We start from the raw sequence: 21,020 nt of genomic DNA on the forward strand, positions 1-21,020 counted from the left end.
TCGCAGCCGGACGCAGGCTTCGCCAGCTGCTACGGGTCATGTGTTGATCTCAGCTGTCAGGGCGGCCAGCACGTCTGCCACCGCCCCGAACTCCCGATCAACCCCCGGCAACACCGGCCGCTTCAACACAATCACCGGCACCCCGCGCTCCCGTGCCACGTCCAGCTTCGGCTCGGTGGCGGTGCTGCCGCTGTTTTTGCTGATCAGCACATCGATCTGCCGACGTTCGAACAGCTCGCGTTCATCGCCAAGCAGAAACGGCCCGCGTGCGCCGATCACTTCGCAGCGCTCGTTGCCGGGGTAAACGTCCAGCGCACGCAAGGTCCAGAATTGCTCCGGCGGGATTTCGTGCAGGTGCTGCAACGGTTCGCGGCCAAGGGTGAACAGCGGGCGGTGGAAGGGTTTCAGGGCGTCGATCAATTCGGCCCAGTCGCCGACTTCGCGCCAGTCATCCCCGGCCTGAGGTTGCCAGGCCGGACGGCGCAGTGCCCAGCAGGCGATGCCGGTCAACTGCGCGGCAGTGGCGGCGTTCTGGCTGATTTGCGCGGCGTAGGGATGGGTGGCGTCCAGCAGCAGGTCGATGCCTTCATCGCGAATGAACTGCGCCAGGCCCTCTGCGCCGCCGTAGCCGCCAACGCGCACCTGGCAGGTCAAATCGCTCGGCACGCGACCCACGCCGGCCAGGCTATAGAGGTGTTGCGCCCCGAGGGTTCGAGCGATGGCCAGGGCTTCCGTCACGCCGCCGAGCAGCAAAATGCGCTTCATTGAAAAGCCCCCGCATGACCGACGATCCCGCCCTGGCGGTCGATGGCAAACACTTCGACCTGAACCTGCGCCGGCACCACGCTGCGAGCAAAATCCAGGGCGTGCTGGCACACCGCATCACCCAGCGCGATGCCTGCCGCGCTGGCCATGGCCAAGGCTTGCTGGCTGGTGTTGGCCTCGCGAATGGCCTGTTGCAGCGCTTCATCGGCGCCAACCGCCGCTGCCCATTCCGCCAGTTGCGGCAGGTCGATGCTGGAGTGCCGGCTGTGCAAATCCATGTGCCCGGCCGCCAGTTTGCTGATCTTGCCGAAGCCGCCGCACAGGCTGAGTTTATCCACAGGCACTTTGCGCAGGTGTTTGAGCACGGCGCCCACGAAGTCGCCCATTTCGATCAGGGCGATTTCCGGCAGGTCGTAGACCCGGCGCATGGTGTCTTCGCTGGCGTTGCCGGTGCACGCGGCGATGTGCAGGTAACCATTGGTTTTGGCGACGTCGATGCCTTGGTGGATCGAGGCGATATACGCCGCACAGGAGAACGGCCGGACGATGCCGCTGGTACCGAGAATCGACAGCCCGCCAAGAATCCCCAGTCGTGGGTTCATGGTTTTCAGCGCCAGGGCTTCGCCGTCCTCGACATTAACGGTGACCTCGAAACCGCCGCTGTAACCGAACTCTTCGGCCAACAACCTCAGGTGATCGCTGATCATCTTGCGTGGCACCGGGTTGATCGCCGGCTCGCCGACGCCGAGCACCAGCCCAGGCCGAGTCACCGTGCCGACGCCGCGACCGGCGTTGAAGCGTATGCCCGGCTCGGCGCTCAGGCGCACTTGCGTAAACAGCAGGGCGCCGTGGGTCACGTCAGGGTCATCGCCGGCATCCTTGATCGTCCCGGCTTCGGCGCCGTCGTCCGTCAGGCGACAAAACTCCAGGCGCATCTGCACCTGCTTGCCCTTGGGCAAAACGATCTCTACCGCGTCAGCACTCATCCCGGCCAACAACAAGCGTGCGGCCGCCAGGCTGGTGGCGGTGGCGCAGCTGCCGGTGGTCAGGCCGCTGCGCAGCGGGGCGGGTTGCTCGGCGGTTTCGTCACGCATCGCAGGGCTTCGTCACGTCCAGCAAGGTAATCGGCAACGCCTGACGCCAGGTGTCGAACTCTCCCAGCGGCTGGGCCTGAGCAATGTGGATGCGGGTCAATTCACCGCCGTGCTGTTCGCGCCAGGCCATCAGGGTCATTTCACTTTGCAGCGTCACGGCGTTGGCAATCAGTCGCCCACCGGGTTTGAGTTGTGCCCAGCAGGTGTCGAGCACGCCTTCGCGGGTGACACCGCCACCGATGAAAATCGCGTCCGGGCGTTCGAGCCCGGCGAGCGCCTGTGGCGCACTGCCACGGATCAGCTGCAAGCCGGGAACGCCAAGGGCGTCGCGGTTCAATTCGATCAACTGTTGGCGGCCCGCATCGGCTTCGATCGCCAGTGCACGGCAACCGGGGTGCGCACGCATCCACTCGATGCCAATCGAGCCGCTGCCCGCGCCGACATCCCACAGCAGTTCACCGGGCACCGGCGCGAGGCGCGCGAGGGTGATGGCGCGAACGTCGCGCTTGGTCAGTTGCCCATCGTGCTTGAACGCTGAATCTGGCAGCCCGGCCAGACGCGAAAGGCGCGGAGTGTTCGGTTCGGCGATGCACTCGATGGCGATCAGGTTCAGATCGGCGACCGTCGGATCATTCCAGTCATTGGCAACGCCTTCGATGCGCCGCTCGGCCTCACCGCCCAGATGCTCCAGCACCGTGAGGTGGCTCGGACCGAAACCGCGTTCACGCAGTACCCGGGCAATTACGGCAGGGCTGTGGCCGTCGTTGCTCAAGACCAGCAGGCGCACGCCGCTGGACAGATGGGCGTTCAGTGCGGCGACCGGGCGGGCCACCACCGACAGCGTCACGACCTCTTGCAAGGGCCAGCCCATTCGCGCCGCCGCCAGCGAGCAGGAGGAGGGGGCGGGCAGAATCTGCATTTCAGCTGCCGGCACTTGCCGCGCCAGGCTGGCGCCGACGCCAAAGAACATCGGATCGCCGCTGGCCAGCACGCACACCGGCTCGCCTCGATGGGCCAACACCGGCTCCAGGGAAAAAGGACTCGGCCACAACTGCCGCTCGCCACGAATGCACACGGGCAACAAATCCAGTTGACGCTGACCGCCAATAATCCGCGAAGCACGCAGCAGCACGTGCCGGGCATTTCTGCCCAGGCCTTTGAAGCCGTCTTCACCGATTCCCACTACTGTCAGCCAGGGTGACATCTTCAGCCCTCAAAAATAGTTCGCAATCGGACAGTTCCGACGGGCAGGCTTTTCATGCCGCCTGACAAAGCAGGCATAATACCGCGCCTTCGCCCGCGAAGCGCCTTTCCCACAGAGCCGGTCGCCCCTTTGAACGAACGTCCGATGTCCACTGCCTTACGCCCCTCGGCTTGCCCGGGGTTGCTACGCATCGTTCAGGCATTGGATGGCGGTATCTGCCGGATCAAATTGAATGGCGGTTCGATCAGTGCCGATCAGGCTGAGGCGGTGGCTTGTGCAGCCGAGCGCTTTGCTGGCGGCGTGATCGAGGCGACCAACCGCGCCAACCTGCAAATTCGCGGGATCGGTACGCAGCACGGGGCGTTGATCGATAGCCTGATGGCGGCAGGGCTGGGCCCGAGCACTGTCGCTGGCGATGATGTGCGCAACCTGATGCTCAGCCCGAGCGCCGGGATCGATCAGCACATGTTGATCGACACACGTCCGTTGGCCGGGCAGATTCTCGCCTCCCTGCAAAACCACGAACCCTTCCATGACCTCAGCGCCAAATTCGCCGTGCAACTCGATGGCGGCGAAGCCTTGGCCATGCTCGAACATCCGCATGACCTGTGGCTTTCTGCGGTCGAGTGGAACGGCGAACAGCGCTGGGCGTTTGGTCTGGCCGGTTGCCCGACAGACGTGCCCGTCAGTTCGGTGGCGCTGGATCAGGGCCATGCGCTGGTCGTTGCGGTGCTTGAAGTGTTTCTGGAACGGGCGCGCCCGGATCAGACGCGCATGCGTCATTTGCTCGCTGAATGTCCGCTCGACGAGTTTCTCGCTGATCTGGCCGAACGCGTTCCGCTGATGCCCGTCACCGAGTGGCAGCGTGACGCGAGTGCCGGCATCCTGCACATCGGCGCTCATTCGCAGCGTGACGCCGGGCAGGTGTATGTCGGCGCCGTACCGCCGCTGGGACGCCTCGACCCCGCCAGGCTCCGGGGCGTCGCCCGACTGGCGCGGGAGAAGGGCGATGGCAGCGTGCGCTTTACCCCGTGGCAAAGCCTGTTGCTGCCCGCTGTCCAGCGCGTCGATGCGCCGTACGTTATCCACAGTCTTGAACAACTGGGCCTGCAATGCTCGGCCGATGATGCCTTGGCCCGACTGATTGCCTGCACCGGTTCGACCGGGTGCGGCAAAGGCCTGGCCGACACCAAGGGCGATGCCCGGCAACTGGCGGCGCTGCTGCAACGTCACGGGCATGCGTTGAACGTTCATCTGTCCGGTTGCATGCGTTCCTGCGCGGCGGCGCACCGGGCGCCGATCACCTTGCTGGCGGTTTCTGCCGGTCGCTACGACCTCTATTTTTGCGATGCAGCACAGCCCGGTTTCGGCGCGCTGCACGCCCGCAGTCTTACTATTGAAGCGGTCGCAGCCTTGCTCGACGACCGCTCACGGAGCCCCCTGGATGCTTGATTACATACGCGACGGTCAGGAGATCTATCGCAACTCCTTCGCGATCATTCGCGCCGAGGCCAACCTGGCACGAATCCCCGCCGACCTGGAGAAACTCGCAGTGCGCGTGATCCACGCCTGCGGCATGGTCGATGCCATCGACGGCTTGCAGTTTTCCGAAGGCGCGGGCAAGGCCGGGCGCGATGCGCTGGCGGCCGGTGCGCCGATTCTGTGCGACGCGCGGATGGTCAGCGAAGGCGTGACCCGCGCGCGCCTGCCAGCCAACAATCAGGTGATTTGCACACTGCGCGACGACAGCGTTCCTGCGCTTGCCCGCGAGTTGGGCAACACCCGTTCCGCCGCCGCGCTGGAACTGTGGCGCCCGCATCTGGAAGGCAGCGTCGTGGTCATCGGCAATGCGCCGACCGCGCTGTTCTACCTGCTGGAAATGCTCGACGCCGGCGCGCCGAAACCGGCCCTGATCCTCGGCTTCCCGGTGGGCTTCGTCGGCGCCGCCGAATCCAAGGCTGCGCTCGCCGCCGACAGTCGCGGCGTGCCGTTTGTCATCATGCAAGGCCGACTGGGTGGCAGTGCCATGGCCGCCGCCGCTGTTAATGCCCTCGCCACGGAGATCGAATGATGCAGCAACCTGGACGCTTGATTGGCCTGGGCGTCGGCCCCGGTGATCCGGAGTTGATTACCGTCAAAGCCCTGCGCCTGTTGCGCGAATCCCCGGTGGTGGCGTACTTCGTCGCCAAGGGTAAAAAGGGCAATGCCTTCGGCATCATCGAAGCGCATCTGCAAGACGCACAAACGCTGCTGCCGTTGGTGTACCCGGTAACCACCGAGGCATTGCCGGCACCGCTGTCCTATGAGCAAGTGATCAGCGATTTCTACGATGCGGCCGGCGAAGAACTCGCCGCGCATCTGGACGCGGGCCGTGACGTCGCGGTGATCTGCGAAGGTGATCCGTTCTTCTACGGCTCTTACATGTACCTGCACGATCGACTGGCCGAGCGCTATGAAGCCGAAGTCGTGCCGGGGGTCTGCTCGATGCTCGGCGGCGCTTCGGTGCTGGGCGCGCCGCTGGTGTACCGCAATCAGAGTTTGTCGGTGCTGTCCGGTGTGCTGCCTCACGACGACCTCAAGCGTCGGCTGGCCGATGCCGATGCGGCGGTGATCATGAAGCTGGGGCGCAATTTCCCCAAGGTCCGTCAGGTGCTCGAAGAACTCGGTCTGGCAGACCGCGCGCTGTACGTCGAACGTGCAACCATGGCCAATCAGAAAATAGTGCCGCTCAATGAGGTCGAGCCGATGTCCTCGCCGTACTTCTCGCTGATTATCGTGCCCGGCGAACGGTGGCAAGGCTGATGGCCCGTCCCGTTCCGGCGATTGTCATTCTGGGCAACGGCAGCCTTGCGACCGCGCGCAAGATTCAGCAGGTTTACCCCGGCGCATTGATCCACGGCCTGGCTGAACGGGTTGAAGGCGCAGACCGTGTCTATCACGAGTTCGGCGCAACCTTGCGTGAGTTCTATCAACAGGACACGCCGATCATCGCCCTGTGTGCGGCGGGCATTGTCATTCGCACGCTCGCACCGTTGTTGCTCGAAAAAGGCGCCGAGCCGCCGGTGCTGGCGGTGGCCGAAGACGGCAGCGCCGTGGTGCCGCTGCTCGGCGGGCTCGGTGGTGTGAACGTCATGGCCCGGGAGATCGCTGACGGTCTCGACGTTGCGGCAGCGATTACCACCAGCGGTGAATTGCGCTTTGGCACCTGCCTGCTCAATCCGCCAAGTGGTTACGCGTTGGGTGATCTGGAACTGGGTAAACGCTTTGTCTCGGATTTGCTCGCCGGCCAGAGCGTGCGCATCGAAGGCGCGGCGCCATGGTTGGCGCAGGCGCAATTGCCCGAGGATCCGCAGGCGCGGTTGTCGATTCACGTCGGCAGTGCCGAGCGCCTGCCTGCGGCTAATGAATTGCTGATCTACCCGCGCAGCGTTCTGGTGGCGGTGAATGGCGATGTGGCGGAGCTGCCGAATGCGATTCGCGCGGCGCTGCATCAGGCGAACATCGCCGTGCAATCGCTGGCGTGCCTGGTGGCCAGCGAGCGGCACATGGCCAACCCGGCCTTGCGTGAAGCGGCGCTTGAACTGGGCGTGCCGCTGCGTTTTGCGACGTTCAGCGGCAGCGTCGGCGAACTGGCCCGCCACAGCGTGCCGGACGCTGCCGTCGTTTCGGCGGACTTGGGTCTTGCTATTGCAGTGGCCAGCCAACCGCTGGACCCCGCCCGCATCGGTCGTGCGCGCGGTCGTCTGGCGGTGATCGGCCTGGGCCCTGGCGCCGCCGAACTGATGGTGCCGGCGGTCAAGGCCGAACTGGCGCGTGCCAATGATGTGCTCGGTTATGAAACCTACGTGCGCATGGCCGGCCCGTTTCGCGACGATCAGGTGCTGCACTGCACCGATAACCGTGAGGAAATGCAGCGCGCTCGCCATGCGTTTGAACTGGCAGCCCAGGGGCGTTCGGTGGTGGTCGTCTCGTCCGGCGATCCCGGCGTGTTCGCCATGGCGGCCGCGGTGCTCGAAGCGCTACACGAATCGAATGAGCCCACATGGCACAGCGTTGATCTGGAGATCCTTCCGGGTGTTTCTGCTTCCCTGGCAACCGCGGCTCAGGCCGGCGCGCCGTTGGGGCACGACTTCTGCGTGATGTCCCTGTCGGACAACCTCAAGCCTTGGGCAATCATCGAGAAACGTCTGGACCTGGCGTCTCAGGCGGACCTGGCGCTGGCGTTCTACAACCCGATCTCCCGTTCGCGTCCCTGGCAGTTGGGGCGGGCACTGGAGATCGTCGCGCAACACCGCACCGCGCAAACGCCGGTGGTGTTGGGACGAGACATCGGGCGTCCGGGCCAGACCTTGCGCGTCACCACGCTGGGGCTATTGACCCCGGATCAAGTGGACATGCGCACGATGGTGCTGATCGGCTCCTCCACCACCTGTGTGTTCCCGCGTGCCGAGGGTGGCGAGTGGGTGTATACGCCGCGCTGGTATGGCGACAAGCCAACTTCATAACAGTCAGCGGCCTCATCCTGAGGCCGCACTCTATCGGCTGCTGTTTAATCAATATCAATCTCTTGCAACACTGTTATTAAAAGTGCGGCTGTAAGTTAATGTTTTTAACTGCCGGTGCGGCGGGTTGTTGTTGCGGTTTTCGCATTTCTGAATGTTTTGTTGGTAATCAATTGTCTGTTTTGTTTTTTGAGGCGGAAAATCAATTCGGTTAGTGTTGATTTAACGTTTTAATAAAATCGTCAATTGTTACTCTACAAGGAAGTGTGTTTATGCATGAGCAAGATAAGCGTCGTACTGATGGGTATGTAAGTTTCATCGATCTTTTCAAGTTGTCTGATCTTGAACAGGCATTACATGATCATAAAGGGACTGATGAATACGACGCGGTATTTCGCTATTACTTCGGTTGTATTGGTCAACTCGATTTTCCACGGATGCGTGCGCCACTCGGGCTGCTGATCCAGGCATTGGGGTCGTTTGCAAAACCCTCGAGGCGACGCCGACGTTCGGCGGAAGTAAAGGTGCCGGCGGAACCTGGTGAAGGTCAGTCCCCCACCCTGACGAACATTCTCAACCGCGTTGAAAGTTTTCAGGCGCGTTTGTCCAACAGTGTTAAACAATTAACGGTCGCCGCCACCGAAGTGCCGAAAAACCTGCACTTTGTATGGCTAGGCGGTGGCATTGGGGATATTCAGCGCGATTACATCAATGTCTGGAAACAGGCCCTCGCGGGGGAAGGCTATAACCTCAAACTCTGGTATGACAGTGACGCGTTGCTGGCCTACGAGACCAACCGGATTATTGTCGAGGCCGCCAAGGCTGATGCGATGATTAAGGGTGGGGCGACCAGCGAGACCGCGCTTGAACTGGGTGACAAGTACGAAGAACGAGCGATTGTCCTCAAGCAACAGATGAGCGCGCATATCACCAACGCTGTAAGTCGCGGCGAGAAAGCCGACGATGCTCGCATTGATCTGCTGGTCCGCGCTTATGGGCAGCACGAAGCGCACTTGAAAGCCTTGAAGGTCAAAAACAGTGAGAGTCTTTCGGCACTGGGCGAGGGCGACCTGGAACTTCGTGACCTGGCCAGCAATGCCACGCCGCTGCGCTTGCAGGCCATCTACGAACGAGAAATCAGACTGCGCGGCAACTTTGCCGCGGCCTCCGATGTGGTACGCATCGAGGCTTTGATGGCTGAAGGAGGCCGTTACGCGGATGTCGATAACCTGCCGCCTCTTCCGAACATCCTGGGCGAGGTGGACATCAGCCAATTTGCCCCCGATGCGCGTCTGGGCGTCCTGCAATTGTTGCTGGATCACAATCCCGAATGGATGCCGGGTCGCCAGGCGCTGCGTAGCAGGTACACAAACTATGCCCAGGTGATTCCCGAGGAGCATCTTCCGGCGCTGGAACGTTTTGCCAAAAGTCATCCGGCGTTGAACAGCGTTTTTCGCCCGCCGGCAGAGCGTCTGGTGCGTCCGGACGGACTGCGAGCCGTCGCCGAACAAAGCAGTTTGAGTAATGCATTCATCATGGCTCATCCCGGGTCGGCGATGCTGAGCGCCGTGATCGAACGTTTCAGGCTCAACTATGAAATAGTCGATGCCACGACCCGGTTGGCCTTGCAGAGAAAGGTAGCGTTTATCGACGCCGAGACCATGAGCGGTGTTGCGCGAGAGGTCGTCGAGAACAGATTCGGTTCCTTGGGCGAACTTCCGATGGAAGAAGAGTTGTCGCTCGCTTTTCTGACAGAAGCAGCCGCCACCTATTACAGCGACGGGATTCGCCCCCAGAGCGAAGTGACGATCTACCTGACCGGGCCGGCTGCGATGCGTGATGCGGTCACCGCCTACGTCAGAATGCACTTCACCCCACAGGCGGCTGTAGCCTGGCGAGGCGACGTTGCCATTGCCCCCATCGCGACCGTCAACCGGTCGACCGAGGAGGAGCTGGATCACTCCTGGAAAGAGAACACGAGTGACACCTCCCAATGGCTCGCCAGTGAGCAAAAGCGCTGGCAGGAGGGGCGATTCAAAAACCGTTTCATGGGTGACATGGGGGAACTGCTCAAGTACCAGACCATTGATTTCGAGGAAGGCTGGCCGGTCATCGAGGGGCGCCATGTGTTGTCGACCGACCTGTTACAGCGCTTGGCTGATGAACTGGGTGAGCCGTTTCTGCAGGCGATGAATGAACAGCGCAGCGATGAGCTGACGTTTGAAAAGGCCGTGCCGTTGAGCTTTGATGACCGGCAATCGATCATCGCCCAGGACGGAAAAGCGCTGCCTCCGGCTTCGCTGAGCGACACAAAGACGCAACGTTTATCCATCGATGAAGCCTTGACCGCCATTGCCAGCGGCTCGCTCCTGACGGCGCAATTGAGCCCCGCGCAGCGACTCTTGCTCGGTGCTTTATTGGGCGCCAAGGCACTGGATAACCGTAGCTTCGAGGCGCTGAGTGCCGAACTCGATAACCTGGCCAACACCGTTCGCGAACTGGGCGTTTCGGGACGTTATGCGGCCATTGAGCGTCAACTCTTCAAACACAATTCGCCGGCCTTCCTGGCGGGAATGAATAGCGCTCCCGGCGAACCGCCAGCGTTCTTTGAGCACGCACTGGAACTCAAGAAAAATGCCCTCGCGCAACCGTTGACCTTGCGCCAATGGGGGCAGAACGTCGCCCGAATCCAAGAGGTCGCGAAGCTTGAATTTCGTGACCGGGTTGTCGAGCGAGTGGGGATTGTTCTGGAAAGTTTCCAGGCGGGTACGACGAAACTGGTGCCACAGGATTTGTTGTTACAGGGGGCCGGTGAGCGGGTGGGTGGCCGTTGTTATCCATTGGCACTGGCGATGGCCGCGGCGCTGCTACACAGCCCTGCCGCCGCCAATACCCTGCGCGAACGTTTCTACCTTGGGGTCATTGATCCAAAGGAAAACGACTCCGCGGTCTTTCTGAACGCGGTGGAAGAAATGCGCGGCGTGCAACTCAACGAGGTGGGTACCTCCCTCGCTCGTTCTGACGTGGCGCAGGTGGTGGCGCTACTGGAAACCAAGACGTCCCCCAGCACCTTGATGCTCAACTCCAATAACCACTCGATGCTGGTGGCGAAAACCTTTGTCGGCGAGCGCGGCCTCTATCACTTCTACGATCCGAACTTCGGTGTGTTCGAGTTTGAGCAACCACTGCTGTTTCGCGAAGCGTTGGAGCAGTTCTTTCTGGAACATGAAATGGCCAAACAGTACGCCGCCTATGGCGACGCCTTGCGGCCAACGTTTGACCTGATCGAGGTGGACGGTACACGCCTGTCCGAAACGGCGTTGCCTTCCGGTATTCGTGTGTCGGAATTGCTGCAACCCGGCCCGTTGAAGGAGCAGACATTGCCTGCACTCAGGCAGCGCCTGGCCAGTGCTCACGGCGACTCGCTGATGAGTAATCCGCGTCTGGGCAGCAGTCTGTTGGAACTCGACAGCTATGGCTGGAGCCAGCAGATACGCGAGGCGACCACTGAGCTTCTGGAAAAAAATCAGCTGGCGCAGAGGCTTGTCCCGTTATTCGAGACGTTGGAAATTACCCCGGTCGGCGAGTATCGCTTGAGCCTGATCGATCCCGAAAAGCCCGAGCACCTGGTACAAGTCATCACTAACGATCAGCGCTTGCTGCGCATCAAAACCTATTTGTCAGAGCAATTCTCGACGCTGGCGACAAAACCCCGGGCGCCGGTCAATGAGCTGGACCCGACGGGCGCCGGCAGCGTCCATACCTTGAACGCAGGGTTCACCATCCAGGCGCTGATGAACGCGTTGCGCAACCAGGAAGGTGCTGGAAAACCGTTGACGATGGCCGTTCGGTTGCACGCTTACGTCAATTACGCGCAGTTGGTACATGGCAATGCGGTCGATGTTCTTGGGCTGGTCAAACTGGTGCGACAAGCGCTGGCTGAAGAGAAGGTGATCGCTCAAACCTGTGCGCCGGTGGTGAGCGAGGCCTTGGGCCATGTCGCCAATGAAGGCGTGGGTGCGGTGTTGGGCCTGGCCAACGCAGGTTTCGATATCTATCAGTTATCCACGGCCGAAAACGACGTCGAGCGCGCGCAATACGGTACTCAACTGGCATTCGATTCCGCCAGCGTAATGCTGGCAGGGGCCGGAATTGGCGCCGGGGTGGTGGGGGCGAGTACAGCGGCCGCGGTGCTGGGTGGTGCCGGTGTGATTCTGGGTGGCCTGGCGATTGGTGCGGCAGCGCTCGCACAAGGTTTTGCCGTGATTGCCGAAGAGGTCAAACAAGTCGGATTGTTTTTTGACGGGTTGGAACGTGCGCATCGCGAAGGCGGTTATCGGTTCGATGAGGCCGCCAGCGCGTGGCTGCCTCAATCGGCCCTGGTCTTCCAGACGTTGGACCTGAAGGCCCGCACCCTGGCGTTCGGCAGCCCTGAACTGTTCCCCCTGCGTGATCATTTCGGGGTCCCTGACTTTGATGTGGATTACGAGCGAACGATTGATATTCGTCGTGAACTCGGTTTGCCAGGGCGCGCCGCGTTTGCACCCGCTGCGGGTCAGGCCATCGTGCTGCCGTGCACGCCTAAAACGGTTTACGGCTATGAATACAAATGGCTGCCCTTTTCGACACTGCGCCACAGCGTCGGGTTTGATACGGCGCGTCGCCTCGAGAAGAGGACACGGGATGGCACGCGTCTGTTTCTGTTCTCGTTCTATTCGTTTCCCGGTGACTACATTGTCTATCGCCTGAGCCCGGTCTATCAGCCCACGATGATCAATGTTCGGCTGGACGCAATCGCACGCACGCTGGTGGTGCCTGCGCTGCCGACATCGTGGCACGACAAGATCACTTATAAAATCGAAGGCGCAGGGGCGAACTGCTCGCTGGTGCTCAATCCCGGGGTGAAGATCGAACTGGAGTCGCCGAGCCAGGAGACCTCGCGTTGGTTGCTGCAAGCCTCGTGGGCGAAGGAAAGCGATGTTCGAGTGGAGCGTTTTGGCGAACTCTTTATTGGTTCAATCAACGTTGAGTTGAGCGGCAGGGGACGCAATGAAGTCCTGATAAAAATCGGCAAGGATCAAGTGTTCAAGGTCGACTTCACCCAGTTGACGTTGATGGTTATCGAGCAGGACGCGACCCCGGGCATGGATGCCCAGGCATTGCAGGATCACTTCAAGACGTTGGCCCGAGCGCATCGCCTGGGCATGCCCTACACGCCGGTACATCAGTTTCCGGTCCCGTTCGAAAAACCCGATGAACCCAGGTTTACGACCGCCTGGTATGACTCGGCTGTCGATCGCTTTCTGTATTTTCGTGACGATGATCCGGGGGAGGCCGATGGGGCATTATTGGGCGCGGTGGTCGATGGGTATGCGTATTTCTATCACCCGCTGAATTACCTTGTCTGGCAAGTCGACGCAGTGACTGGCCTGCTCCACCGACGTTATCGGCTGTTGCTCGCCGAGGCTGCCGATAGCCTCATTACCCACTGCCAGGAAGCGACGCACGGGGTGATCACTCTCGTGCAGAAGGTCACTCGTAAAGACCGGACGGTGGATGAGTTTGTCTACCAACTGCATGACGGCGAACTGTTCTTGAGTTCGATGACGCGCGACCTGGACCCGACGCTGGCAGCGGTCGTGAGCAAGCGCGAGACACTCGGCGACTGGGCTCAGGTATTGGGAGGGCATGTTGTGTTTGCGCCTGTGCCGGCAAACGGTGTGGTAACCACTGTCGACTGGCAGCCAGCGGCGTACGTCTCGATTTGCTGGAAGGTGGATTCGACGCTGCGCGACCTGGCCTGGATTCGCCGCAGTGACCGCCTGATTGTCCGCCCTGCCGCGCCGCGACACCGGGAGCGAGGCTGGCCGGATTCCATCAAAAATCTCAAAGAGCTCACGCTTGTCCCGCCCACGAATAATGAGGGGGATGTGTTCGTCGTCTACGACAAGGCTGCCGGGCATCTGTCACGCCAGCAACGAATCAACGGGGCCTGGTCTGTTGAACAGATTGAACCCGAAGGGCTGGTGAATGTGGTTGCCATTGAAGAGGAATATCTGGCGCTGACAGATAAAGGTCTGTTTTTCAATGTGACTACCGACGGTCGCCTGCAGTTGGGTGGGGTGACCGATGACTGGCTCAAGGATCGAGCACGTTGGTGGCTGGCGCTGGACAGCGTGGCCGACCAATACCCCGTCGCGAGTTTTGCCATCGTGGGCTTGAGCCACTTGCACGACCATGCCCGGTTAAGCGCCTGGTACGTGAACGATCGGCTGCTGTTATCCGATCTGGGACGTGGCGAGGAAGTACGCTTGCTGAGCGTTACGCCGGACAGCAGCGCAGCCTGGTTGCTGGCGCTGTCCACCGGTGAAATTTACCGTCAGGGCTTTATCGATCCTGTGCAACTCGACAGTGCATTTGGCCAGGGTTTGCAATTGTTGCAGGCCGGCGTGATACCGGCACCGGTGCGAGAGTGGGGGCCCTGGCGGTTTGCCGAAGTAACAGCAGCAGGCGCAGGACTTCGCGCTACGACGCTTGAAGGGATCAACGTGGAGTTGCGCTATCAGGAGTCGGTGTTGATCACGGGCGTTGATAGCCAATGGGTGGCTGTTCAGACCGCGCCGTTGCAAGACGGTCTCAAGAGGCTGGTCGAAAACCACCGGCACGCGGCGTTCCTTGCGGTTGAGGCACCCGACAGCCTGCAATGGTATGTGTCTGAAACCGGCCGATTGATTCGGGTTTCGAAAGCTTCGAATACCGACGACTTCGAACTGTTGGGGACACAGCAGCAAATCAATGTGTTGCTTCATGAGCGCAAGGACGGGCTGCTGCATACCTACCCGGGCAAGGAGCAGGCCGGCCCCGTGCGTTATGTTCAGCGCAATGCTGAAGTGCTGACCCTCGAAGGGCAGATGACCGTCAGTGACCTGATGCCGTTGATTCCCGACGACGTGCACACATTGGTCCTTCGACTGGGCCAGGGCGCCGTTACTTACTGCTTGTCGAAGGCCGTCTGGTTCAGGTTGGAGTCGGTCATTGTCGACTGCCGGGCAATACCGGGACGTGAGGCGTCAATTCCCGGCAAGTTGATCTGGGCGCTGGACAACACGGAGAAACTGACGCTGAGCAAGGTTCAGGAACACTTGGTCATTGTCGATCCCGACTGTGGGCACAGCCTGATCTTTCGCGACGTGTTCTCGGCGGACGTCACCTTGCAGGGCGAAGTGTTCCTGGCCGTAGAAGGGTATCGATCCTTTGCCGTGTCCGCGTTGGTGAAAGCGTTGCTGATCAAGCTCGGTAACGAGGACAACGTCTTGTTGAGCGAGGTTGTACCGGCGCAGCGCATCGATCTGCCGACCGCAGAGGAGGTTTCGGGCAACGGGTTGAGCTGAGTCCGGTTGACACAAGGCCGCAGGTTTTTTCGACTCTGCGGCCTTGAAGGTCAGGGCACCAGGTAGCCCTTCACCCCGGTAAAGATGATTTGCGCAGCCAATGCGCAGACGAACAACCCCATTAGCCGGCTGACGATCTGCAACCCCTGATCGCCAAGAATCCTCTCGATGTGGTTGGACAGATAAAGCACGACGCCCACGGTGAAACTGGCCAGGGCAATGCTGAGAATCGCCGTGAGTTTGTCGTCCCAATGCGGCTGGCCGATGCCCATCACCAGCAATGCACCGATGGTACCGGGGCCGACTGTCAGGGGAATGGTCAGCGGGACGATGGTCACGTCCTGCTGCACGTTGTCGGTTTGCACCGCCGACTTGCCTTGGGCCATGCCCAGCGCCGAAATGAACAACACGCTGCCGGCACCGATGCGGAACGCGTCCACGGTGATGCCGAACACAGTGAAAATCACCCGCCCGAACAAGTACAGCAAGACGCTCGACACCAGCGTGGCGATGGCCACTTTCCAGGCCAGGCGTCGTTGTTCTTTGCGCGAGTAACCGCGAGTCAAGCTGATGAAGCAGGACAATACGAAGAATGGGCTGTAGAGCACCAGCATCTTCAGGTAAACGCTGAATAACTCTTGGAGCATGGTCGGAGCTCACGGCGATTGAAATTGAAGTGGAGTCTATCAGGCGCGGGGGCGTCTGTCGGCTTGAGGCCACGATAGTTTTGCGTGCAGAAAACTACTTGGTTTGTACGGCGTATTAGTTTTTGTTAGTTGGTCTGCTGGCGTATTTTAGTTGTGGCATGGTTGTAAGCTATATGGCGTTACAGTTGTGATCTTGTTGTATTCAAGTGGTTTGTGTAACTTTGTCGCTCGGGCCCATGGAGGGCTTTTGTTAAATAAAGGAAGTGTTATGAGTATTGAATCTAATCCTGTAGTAACTTTGTCTGATCGTCTTGAGCGTTTGAACGCATATGACGTGATGCCAGAGAGTATCATTATTGTTCCGCGTGCCATGACCATCAATAGTGGCGATGTCGATCAACCGGATCGCGCCTCGATTGTGGGAGACGGCATCTTGTCTTTTGTATCGGGAATGAGCGAGCAAAATAAAACCGATATTCAACACACTTATCTCTTCGCTTCGTTGGTGGCTAATAAAAAATACCCGCGCGATGATCAAGGTAAAGAGTGGTATCAGCTTTTTCTGCAAGTAATGCAGGATTCGGGTTGGACCATCTTGCAGAAGTATTACGACACTGTTGCCGCTTCCGGCAAGAGCTTCAAGATGGATCAGTTGGTGCTGAAGATCCTCGGCTCTGCCGTCGCTGCCGCTGCCGTTCCGGGGCCGACCTCGGTTCTGATGCTGAAAGTCGCTGGTGATGCGCTGGCTGCGCTACAAACCAGTGGCAAGCCCCTTCAACTTTTCGACCAGAACATCAAGGATTCGGGGACGGGTGGGTTTGGTGTGGCCAGCTGTAAGGAAAGCCAGCACGGCGAAGTGATCATGGCGCTGGGTGCCGTCCGTTTCATTAAACGGACCAACCAGACCAAAGTCCTGTTTGTGGATTGGGACAGCAGTTCCGTCGATCTGTACAAAGGCGAAAGTCATATGACCATTGTGCCTTCCATTATTGAGCGCACTCGCGCCACCATCATCGCGAAGTTGGGTGATCGTGCACAAACCAAAATTGACGAATACGAAATCTGATCCTGTGTGATCGTTTGGCGACTACGTTGTAGTCGCCAATTTTGAATGAGTCAGGAGTTATTGATGGGTGCGCAGTATTCAGTTTTCGTTAATGCCGGTGCCGTTGTCTTACTGTCCTCCGCCCTGCTGGAGCAGGAGAGGCAGGATGTGTTGAATTCGGTGTTGTTCGCGCAATTGGTGGCTAATAAGAAATACCCGGAATTTACGCTTGGTGATGGGTGGTATGACACCTGTCAGGGGGTACTTAAGGATAGTTGGTTGCAGAGGGCGGTGGCGTGGGACAGTTTCGGAACCGATGCCGAATCGAAGCGTGCCATGGTGCAGTGGGTCGAGAGCCGACTGGAAGATCAAGCAGGTAACATTACGATTGCCGGGATCGCCGGGGTCTTTAACGATATCGCTCAATTGCCCTGCAATCATCCGGCAACTGAGCTACTGCGCGAGCAGATGTCCAGGCAAAAAAATATCGAGGTGTCGGGCACACCCGCAGAGGCAGTGAGTGACGTCAGGTTGCAAATCATTGTCGTCGGCCAAGGGGCTGTAATGAGCAGTCTCTTTATAGAGTTCGAAACCAATGTGCATACCTTAACTGATCCTTTGGGCCATTTGTTTTCCTCAGATAACGTGCTGGGCAATATCCGACTCAGATGGTTTCAAGCCAACTTGTCGTCTGTCCTTTATGTCTCCCTTCGCGATGCCATCGTAAAGAAACTGGGGGATAAGGCGGCGAAAAACATCCTGTACATTTCTGACATTAAGCCAGTTGGATTGCCATCGACAGCGGGGGCACCGTCATGACTGCAAAGGACTCCAGATTTGCCGCCGGTCAAGTGCTCAGTAGCAGTTATTCCCCACGTGCGGCGGTGGTGGGCAACAGTGTTGTTTCATTCAACGAAGGGATGTCGTCGCAGGACAGGGAAGATATCTATCTGAGTAATCTATATGCGCAGTTGGCCACTCGTTCAGCGCAAAAAGACGGCTTGGTCGGCAATTGGTTTGATTACTACAAAAACAAACTCAGGTTTCTGGGCTGGGATATGTCGCGCGCGGTCAGTCCAGGTCCTGCTGGACAGGGGCAGATGTCGGAAAGCGTTGCGCAGCAAATATCAGGGGCGGCCGGCGAGCGTTTTTCGAGTCCGGCAGAACATGCGCTCAAGTCGCTCAAGCGCAATGCCAATGCACTTGAGGTATTCGAAAGGCTTAGCCTGCAACGTGAAACGGGGCTCTTTCAAATGATTCCCTGTTGCCTGAAAGCCCCTGGAAAGATCGAAATCGCCCTGTACCACAAACAGTTCAGCACCCGCCGAAACGTCTCGCAGTTCCTGTTTTGGCCAATTGAAGAAATCGTGGAAAACAGTCGGGAAGAAATGGCGATCATTACGTTCAGCACGCTTCACTACGTGACCTTCAGAAAAAAAGTGGCGGCCGCGGTGGTGGCCGAAACCACCCGTCATTTGCATGAACTGGATATATAGGCAGCGTGTTACCTGATTGAGGTTCAGTCAGGAGGTCGGAGCGGCTGCCCGATTCTGCTGATCACGCTGGGCAACCCAATGCTCGATCAGGTCACGCAACTGCGACAGTTCGACCGGCTTGGCCATATGCCCGTCCATACCGGCCTGGCGCGCACGCTCTTTGTGCTCGGCGAGAATATGCGCGGTCAATGCCACCACGGGGGTGCGTGTGCGTTGATTGCCGACTTCCCAGGCGCGTAGTTGCTGGGTGGCAGAGAAACCATCGAGGATCGGCATTTCGCAGTCCATCAACACCAGGTCGTAGCGTTGGGCTTTCATCGCCTGCAACGCCTCTTCACCATTGCTGGCGGTGTCTGGTTGCAGGTTGAGCTTGCCGAGCATGCCGCGAATCACCTTGGTCGAGATCGTGTTGTCCTCGGCCACCAGGATGCGGAAATCGCTCGGAACCTTGACCGGAAGCGCCGAGCCGGGCGACAGGTGATGCGAAGCGGCCGGGCCTTTGTTGCGCTGACTCAGTTCGTCGGCGAGGGTGGTCTTGAGGGTATAGCCGGCCACGGGCTTGGCGAGGATGCGTTTGATCCCGCTGTTGCGTGCAATGATCTTGCTCGGTGCATTGCTGATGCCGGTCAGCATGATCAGCAGAATGTCGTGATTGAGGCTCGGGTCTTCCTTGATCTTGGCCGCCAGTTGCATGCCGGTCATGCCAGGCATGTTCTGATCCAGCAGGACCACGTCGAAGTAATCGCGCAAGTGAGCCTTGGTGCGCAGTAGTGCCAGGGCTTCCTTGCCGGACGGCACGGCGCTGACGTTCAGGCCCCAGGCACTGCATTGCTGCACCAGCACCTTGCGGCAGGTATCGTTATCGTCCACCACCAGCACGCGCGCGCCTTGCAGCGGTCCGTCGAGGTCAGAGGTCGGGTGTTCAAGCCGGTCCGGGTCCAGGGGCAGCGTCAGCCACAAGGTGCTGCCCTGGTTGGCGCCGGTCTTGATGCCGAACTCGCCCTGCATCAGGCGGATCAGTTGACGGGCGATCACCAGCCCCAAATTGCCGCCCAGACTCGTTGCCGAAAGGAAGTGCTTGCTGTGCAGTTCGGCGTGCATCAGGGCATCGCGCTCTTCTGCCTCCATCGGCACACCGCTGTCCTGCACCGCAATGCGCAGTCGCGGTTTTGCACTGCGTTCATCGAGGGCGACAACGATCAGGATTTCGCCTTCGTCGGTTTTCTTCAGCGCGTTTTCCAGCAGGCTCAGCAGGGTCTGACGCAGGCGTGTAGGGTCGCCACTGATGACGCGCGGTACTTGCGGCTGGATAAAGCTGATCAGCTCGACATTCTGCTGCTCGGCCTTGGCGCGGAAGATACTCATGCAGTCTTCGATCAAGGCGTTGAGGTCGAACTGCACGTCGTCCAGTTCGATCTGCCCTGACTCGAGCTTGGAGATGTCGAGTATCTCGTTGATCAAGGTCAGCAGCTCATTGCCGGCGCTGTGGATGGTTTGCACATAGTCGCGTTGCTTGACCGACAGGGGCGTGCCCAACAACAGTTCGGTCATGCCCAGTACACCGTTCATGGGGGTGCGGATTTCATGGCTGATTTTCGCCAGGAACTCGGCTTTTGCATTGATTTCGGCGTTGCTGGCGGCCAGGTCACGGCTGACGCTGAAGCGGTCTTCGGTGATGCGGCGCTGACGTTCACTCAGGGCGATGCTCATCAGCAGGCCGCTGATACAGATAACCACCAACAGGGTGATGATCAGATCTTGCGGTGCGAGCTGAGTCAGTCCCAGCAGCGCGGGCAGGATGACCAGTGCGCCAATGTTGAACACCACCATGGCCGCGACGAAAAAGCGTGCCGGGCGATAACCTTTTTGCCAGTGATAGGCGCTGACGAACAACATGCTCAAGCCGGCCAGAGCCACCAAGACGTAGGTGATGATGTTCAGCGGCAGTGTGTTGACGAACAACAGCAACAAGCCGCAGACGACAATGAACAGAATGTCCGCCAGCAACAATTTGTTCAGCGGGTGCGGGCCGAGCGGGGTAAAGAAGCGGTAGGCGAACATCAGGCCGCTCGGCGCGGTCAGCAGTAACGCGAGGTAGGCGCCCGGCGTCTGGATGGCGTGCCAGTCGGGTAACCATGGGCCGGCCAGGTTCAGCAGCAACAGCAGGCTGAGCATCAACAACCCTTCACACCAGGCCAGCCAAAGGCTGCTGCGCGAGCGTGTGTAGGCGTAGCGGACGAAGTTGTGCAGGATCAGCATGCTGATGCAGCCGAACAGCAGGCCGTAGATCAACGTCTGGTTCTGATCGGCCGCGGTCATGACCGCCGATTGCAGGGTGATATAAGGTCGTAACTGGTGTTCAGAGACCAGCCGCAGGTAGACGTCGAGGGTGTTGTCACTTTGCGGCAGCGGCAACATGAAGTCGCTGTTGGGCAGGGGGCGATTAGCCTGGGGTTGCCTGGTGCCGGTGTTCAATTGATCGATCAGCTTGTCGCCGTCGAGTACATACAGATTGAGTGCCGACAGATCGGGGGCGAACACCCGCAGCAATTGTTCATGCTTGCCGGGGGCCAGCCTGAAACGCAGCCACAACGCACCATCGGGCTCGGACGCCGTGAGGCGCTCGAGTTCGATGGGACTGAATTGATTGGTGTAGCGAGCGGAACGGATGTCGCTAAGCTGCAGGTCGCCCTGTTCGTCGAGCAATACCGCCCAACCACTGCCTTGCGCGGCCTGGGCCGGGAGCATGCAGAGCAGGGTCAGCAGCGTGACGGTAAGACTTATGGCAATCCTGAGCCAGCGCACGGCGAAATCCCTTCGTAGGTTGATGCCAGATTATAACTATGCGCGGTGCCGGAATAGTGCGGCAAGGACCA

13 protein-coding genes are annotated in these 21,020 nt (G+C 59.7%); 8 read left to right on the forward strand and 5 right to left on the reverse strand.

Features of this window, described 5'->3' with window-relative positions; genetic code table 11:
• Positions 1-36: 36 nt before the first annotated feature.
• The 3 genes from LOY55_RS02950 to cbiE are packed head-to-tail and all read right to left on the reverse strand — an operon-like array spanning position 37 to position 3,063.
• Positions 37-765, reverse strand: coding sequence for a cobalt-precorrin-6A reductase (locus tag LOY55_RS02950; RefSeq protein ID WP_109785487.1), 729 nt, complete (start codon positions 763-765; stop codon positions 37-39).
• On the reverse strand, positions 762-1,859 hold the full coding sequence (locus LOY55_RS02955) for a cobalt-precorrin-5B (C(1))-methyltransferase (RefSeq protein ID WP_223523464.1): 1,098 nt from the start codon (positions 1,857-1,859) through the stop codon (positions 762-764). The genes LOY55_RS02950 and LOY55_RS02955 overlap by 4 nt, the downstream gene beginning before the upstream one ends.
• Positions 1,852-3,063 (reverse strand): precorrin-6y C5,15-methyltransferase (decarboxylating) subunit CbiE, encoded by a 1,212-nt coding sequence (gene cbiE / locus LOY55_RS02960; RefSeq protein WP_223523462.1) that lies wholly within the window; start codon positions 3,061-3,063, stop codon positions 1,852-1,854. Before cbiE ends, LOY55_RS02955 begins: the two co-directional genes overlap by 8 nt.
• Positions 3,064-3,207: 144 nt before the next feature.
• Here cbiE and cobG point away from each other — a divergent pair, with 144 nt between their 5' ends.
• The 5 genes from cobG to LOY55_RS02985 all read left to right on the forward strand — a co-directional run bounded on the left by cobG (position 3,208) and on the right by LOY55_RS02985 (position 14,956).
• Positions 3,208-4,515, forward strand: coding sequence for a precorrin-3B synthase (gene cobG / locus LOY55_RS02965; RefSeq protein ID WP_309475396.1), 1,308 nt, complete (start codon positions 3,208-3,210; stop codon positions 4,513-4,515).
• The gene (locus LOY55_RS02970) at positions 4,508-5,134 is read left to right on the forward strand and encodes a precorrin-8X methylmutase (RefSeq protein WP_223523459.1); all 627 of its coding nucleotides are present in this window, start codon (positions 4,508-4,510) and stop codon (positions 5,132-5,134) included. The genes cobG and LOY55_RS02970 overlap by 8 nt, the downstream gene beginning before the upstream one ends.
• Positions 5,134-5,865, forward strand: a complete 732-nt coding sequence (locus LOY55_RS02975) for a precorrin-2 C(20)-methyltransferase (protein ID WP_046033006.1) — start codon at positions 5,134-5,136, stop codon at positions 5,863-5,865. The genes LOY55_RS02970 and LOY55_RS02975 overlap by 1 nt, the downstream gene beginning before the upstream one ends.
• Positions 5,865-7,568, forward strand: a complete 1,704-nt coding sequence (gene cobJ, locus LOY55_RS02980) for a precorrin-3B C(17)-methyltransferase (protein WP_223523457.1) — start codon at positions 5,865-5,867, stop codon at positions 7,566-7,568. Before LOY55_RS02975 ends, cobJ begins: the two co-directional genes overlap by 1 nt.
• Before the next feature lie 269 nt (positions 7,569-7,837).
• Positions 7,838-14,956: a TcdA/TcdB pore-forming domain-containing protein gene (locus tag LOY55_RS02985; RefSeq protein ID WP_258667622.1), complete on the forward strand. Its 7,119-nt coding sequence runs from the start codon at positions 7,838-7,840 to the stop codon at positions 14,954-14,956.
• A 50-nt stretch (positions 14,957-15,006) separates the two neighbouring features.
• Here LOY55_RS02985 and LOY55_RS02990 read toward each other — a convergent pair whose 3' ends face one another.
• A complete protein-coding gene (locus tag LOY55_RS02990) occupies positions 15,007-15,603 on the reverse strand; it encodes a MarC family protein (protein ID WP_046033003.1) in 597 nt (198 codons plus the stop codon).
• A 268-nt stretch (positions 15,604-15,871) separates the two neighbouring features.
• On the opposite strand from LOY55_RS02990, the gene LOY55_RS02995 reads away from it, so the two are divergent.
• From LOY55_RS02995 to LOY55_RS03005, 3 genes are all read left to right on the forward strand, one after another.
• Positions 15,872-16,669, forward strand: coding sequence for a hypothetical protein (locus LOY55_RS02995; RefSeq protein WP_109785493.1), 798 nt, complete (start codon positions 15,872-15,874; stop codon positions 16,667-16,669).
• A gap of 63 nt (positions 16,670-16,732) precedes the next feature.
• Positions 16,733-17,467, forward strand: coding sequence for a hypothetical protein (locus tag LOY55_RS03000; protein WP_046033001.1), 735 nt, complete (start codon positions 16,733-16,735; stop codon positions 17,465-17,467).
• Entirely contained in the window at positions 17,464-18,144 is a 681-nt protein-coding gene (locus LOY55_RS03005) for a hypothetical protein (protein ID WP_046033000.1), read from the forward strand. The genes LOY55_RS03000 and LOY55_RS03005 overlap by 4 nt, the downstream gene beginning before the upstream one ends.
• Positions 18,145-18,171: 27 nt before the next feature.
• Here LOY55_RS03005 and LOY55_RS03010 read toward each other — a convergent pair whose 3' ends face one another.
• Positions 18,172-20,949, reverse strand: coding sequence for a hybrid sensor histidine kinase/response regulator (locus tag LOY55_RS03010; protein ID WP_223523453.1), 2,778 nt, complete (start codon positions 20,947-20,949; stop codon positions 18,172-18,174).
• Positions 20,950-21,020 lie beyond the last annotated feature (71 nt).

This window comes from Pseudomonas sp. B21-040 (assembly GCF_024748695.1).
Lineage (GTDB): Bacteria > Pseudomonadota > Gammaproteobacteria > Pseudomonadales > Pseudomonadaceae > Aquipseudomonas.

Excerpts from the sequence above, each read along its gene's own strand:
- LOY55_RS02975 (WP_046033006.1), top strand. The coding sequence starts at position 5,134 with ATGCAGCAACCTGGACGCTTGATTGGCCTGGGCGTCGGCCCCGGTGAT.
- LOY55_RS02995 (WP_109785493.1), top strand. The coding sequence starts at position 15,872 with ATGAGTATTGAATCTAATCCTGTAGTAACTTTGTCTGATCGTCTTGAG.
- LOY55_RS03005 (WP_046033000.1), top strand. The coding sequence starts at position 17,464 with ATGACTGCAAAGGACTCCAGATTTGCCGCCGGTCAAGTGCTCAGTAGC.
- LOY55_RS02950 (WP_109785487.1), bottom strand. The coding sequence starts at position 765 with ATGAAGCGCATTTTGCTGCTCGGCGGCGTGACGGAAGCCCTGGCCATC.
- LOY55_RS02970 (WP_223523459.1), top strand. The coding sequence starts at position 4,508 with ATGCTTGATTACATACGCGACGGTCAGGAGATCTATCGCAACTCCTTC.
- cbiE (WP_223523462.1), bottom strand. The coding sequence starts at position 3,063 with ATGTCACCCTGGCTGACAGTAGTGGGAATCGGTGAAGACGGCTTCAAA.
- LOY55_RS02955 (WP_223523464.1), bottom strand. The coding sequence starts at position 1,859 with ATGCGTGACGAAACCGCCGAGCAACCCGCCCCGCTGCGCAGCGGCCTG.
- LOY55_RS02985 (WP_258667622.1), top strand. The coding sequence starts at position 7,838 with ATGCATGAGCAAGATAAGCGTCGTACTGATGGGTATGTAAGTTTCATC.
- cobG (WP_309475396.1), top strand. The coding sequence starts at position 3,208 with ATGTCCACTGCCTTACGCCCCTCGGCTTGCCCGGGGTTGCTACGCATC.
- LOY55_RS02990 (WP_046033003.1), bottom strand. The coding sequence starts at position 15,603 with ATGCTCCAAGAGTTATTCAGCGTTTACCTGAAGATGCTGGTGCTCTAC.
- LOY55_RS03000 (WP_046033001.1), top strand. The coding sequence starts at position 16,733 with ATGGGTGCGCAGTATTCAGTTTTCGTTAATGCCGGTGCCGTTGTCTTA.
- cobJ (WP_223523457.1), top strand. The coding sequence starts at position 5,865 with ATGGCCCGTCCCGTTCCGGCGATTGTCATTCTGGGCAACGGCAGCCTT.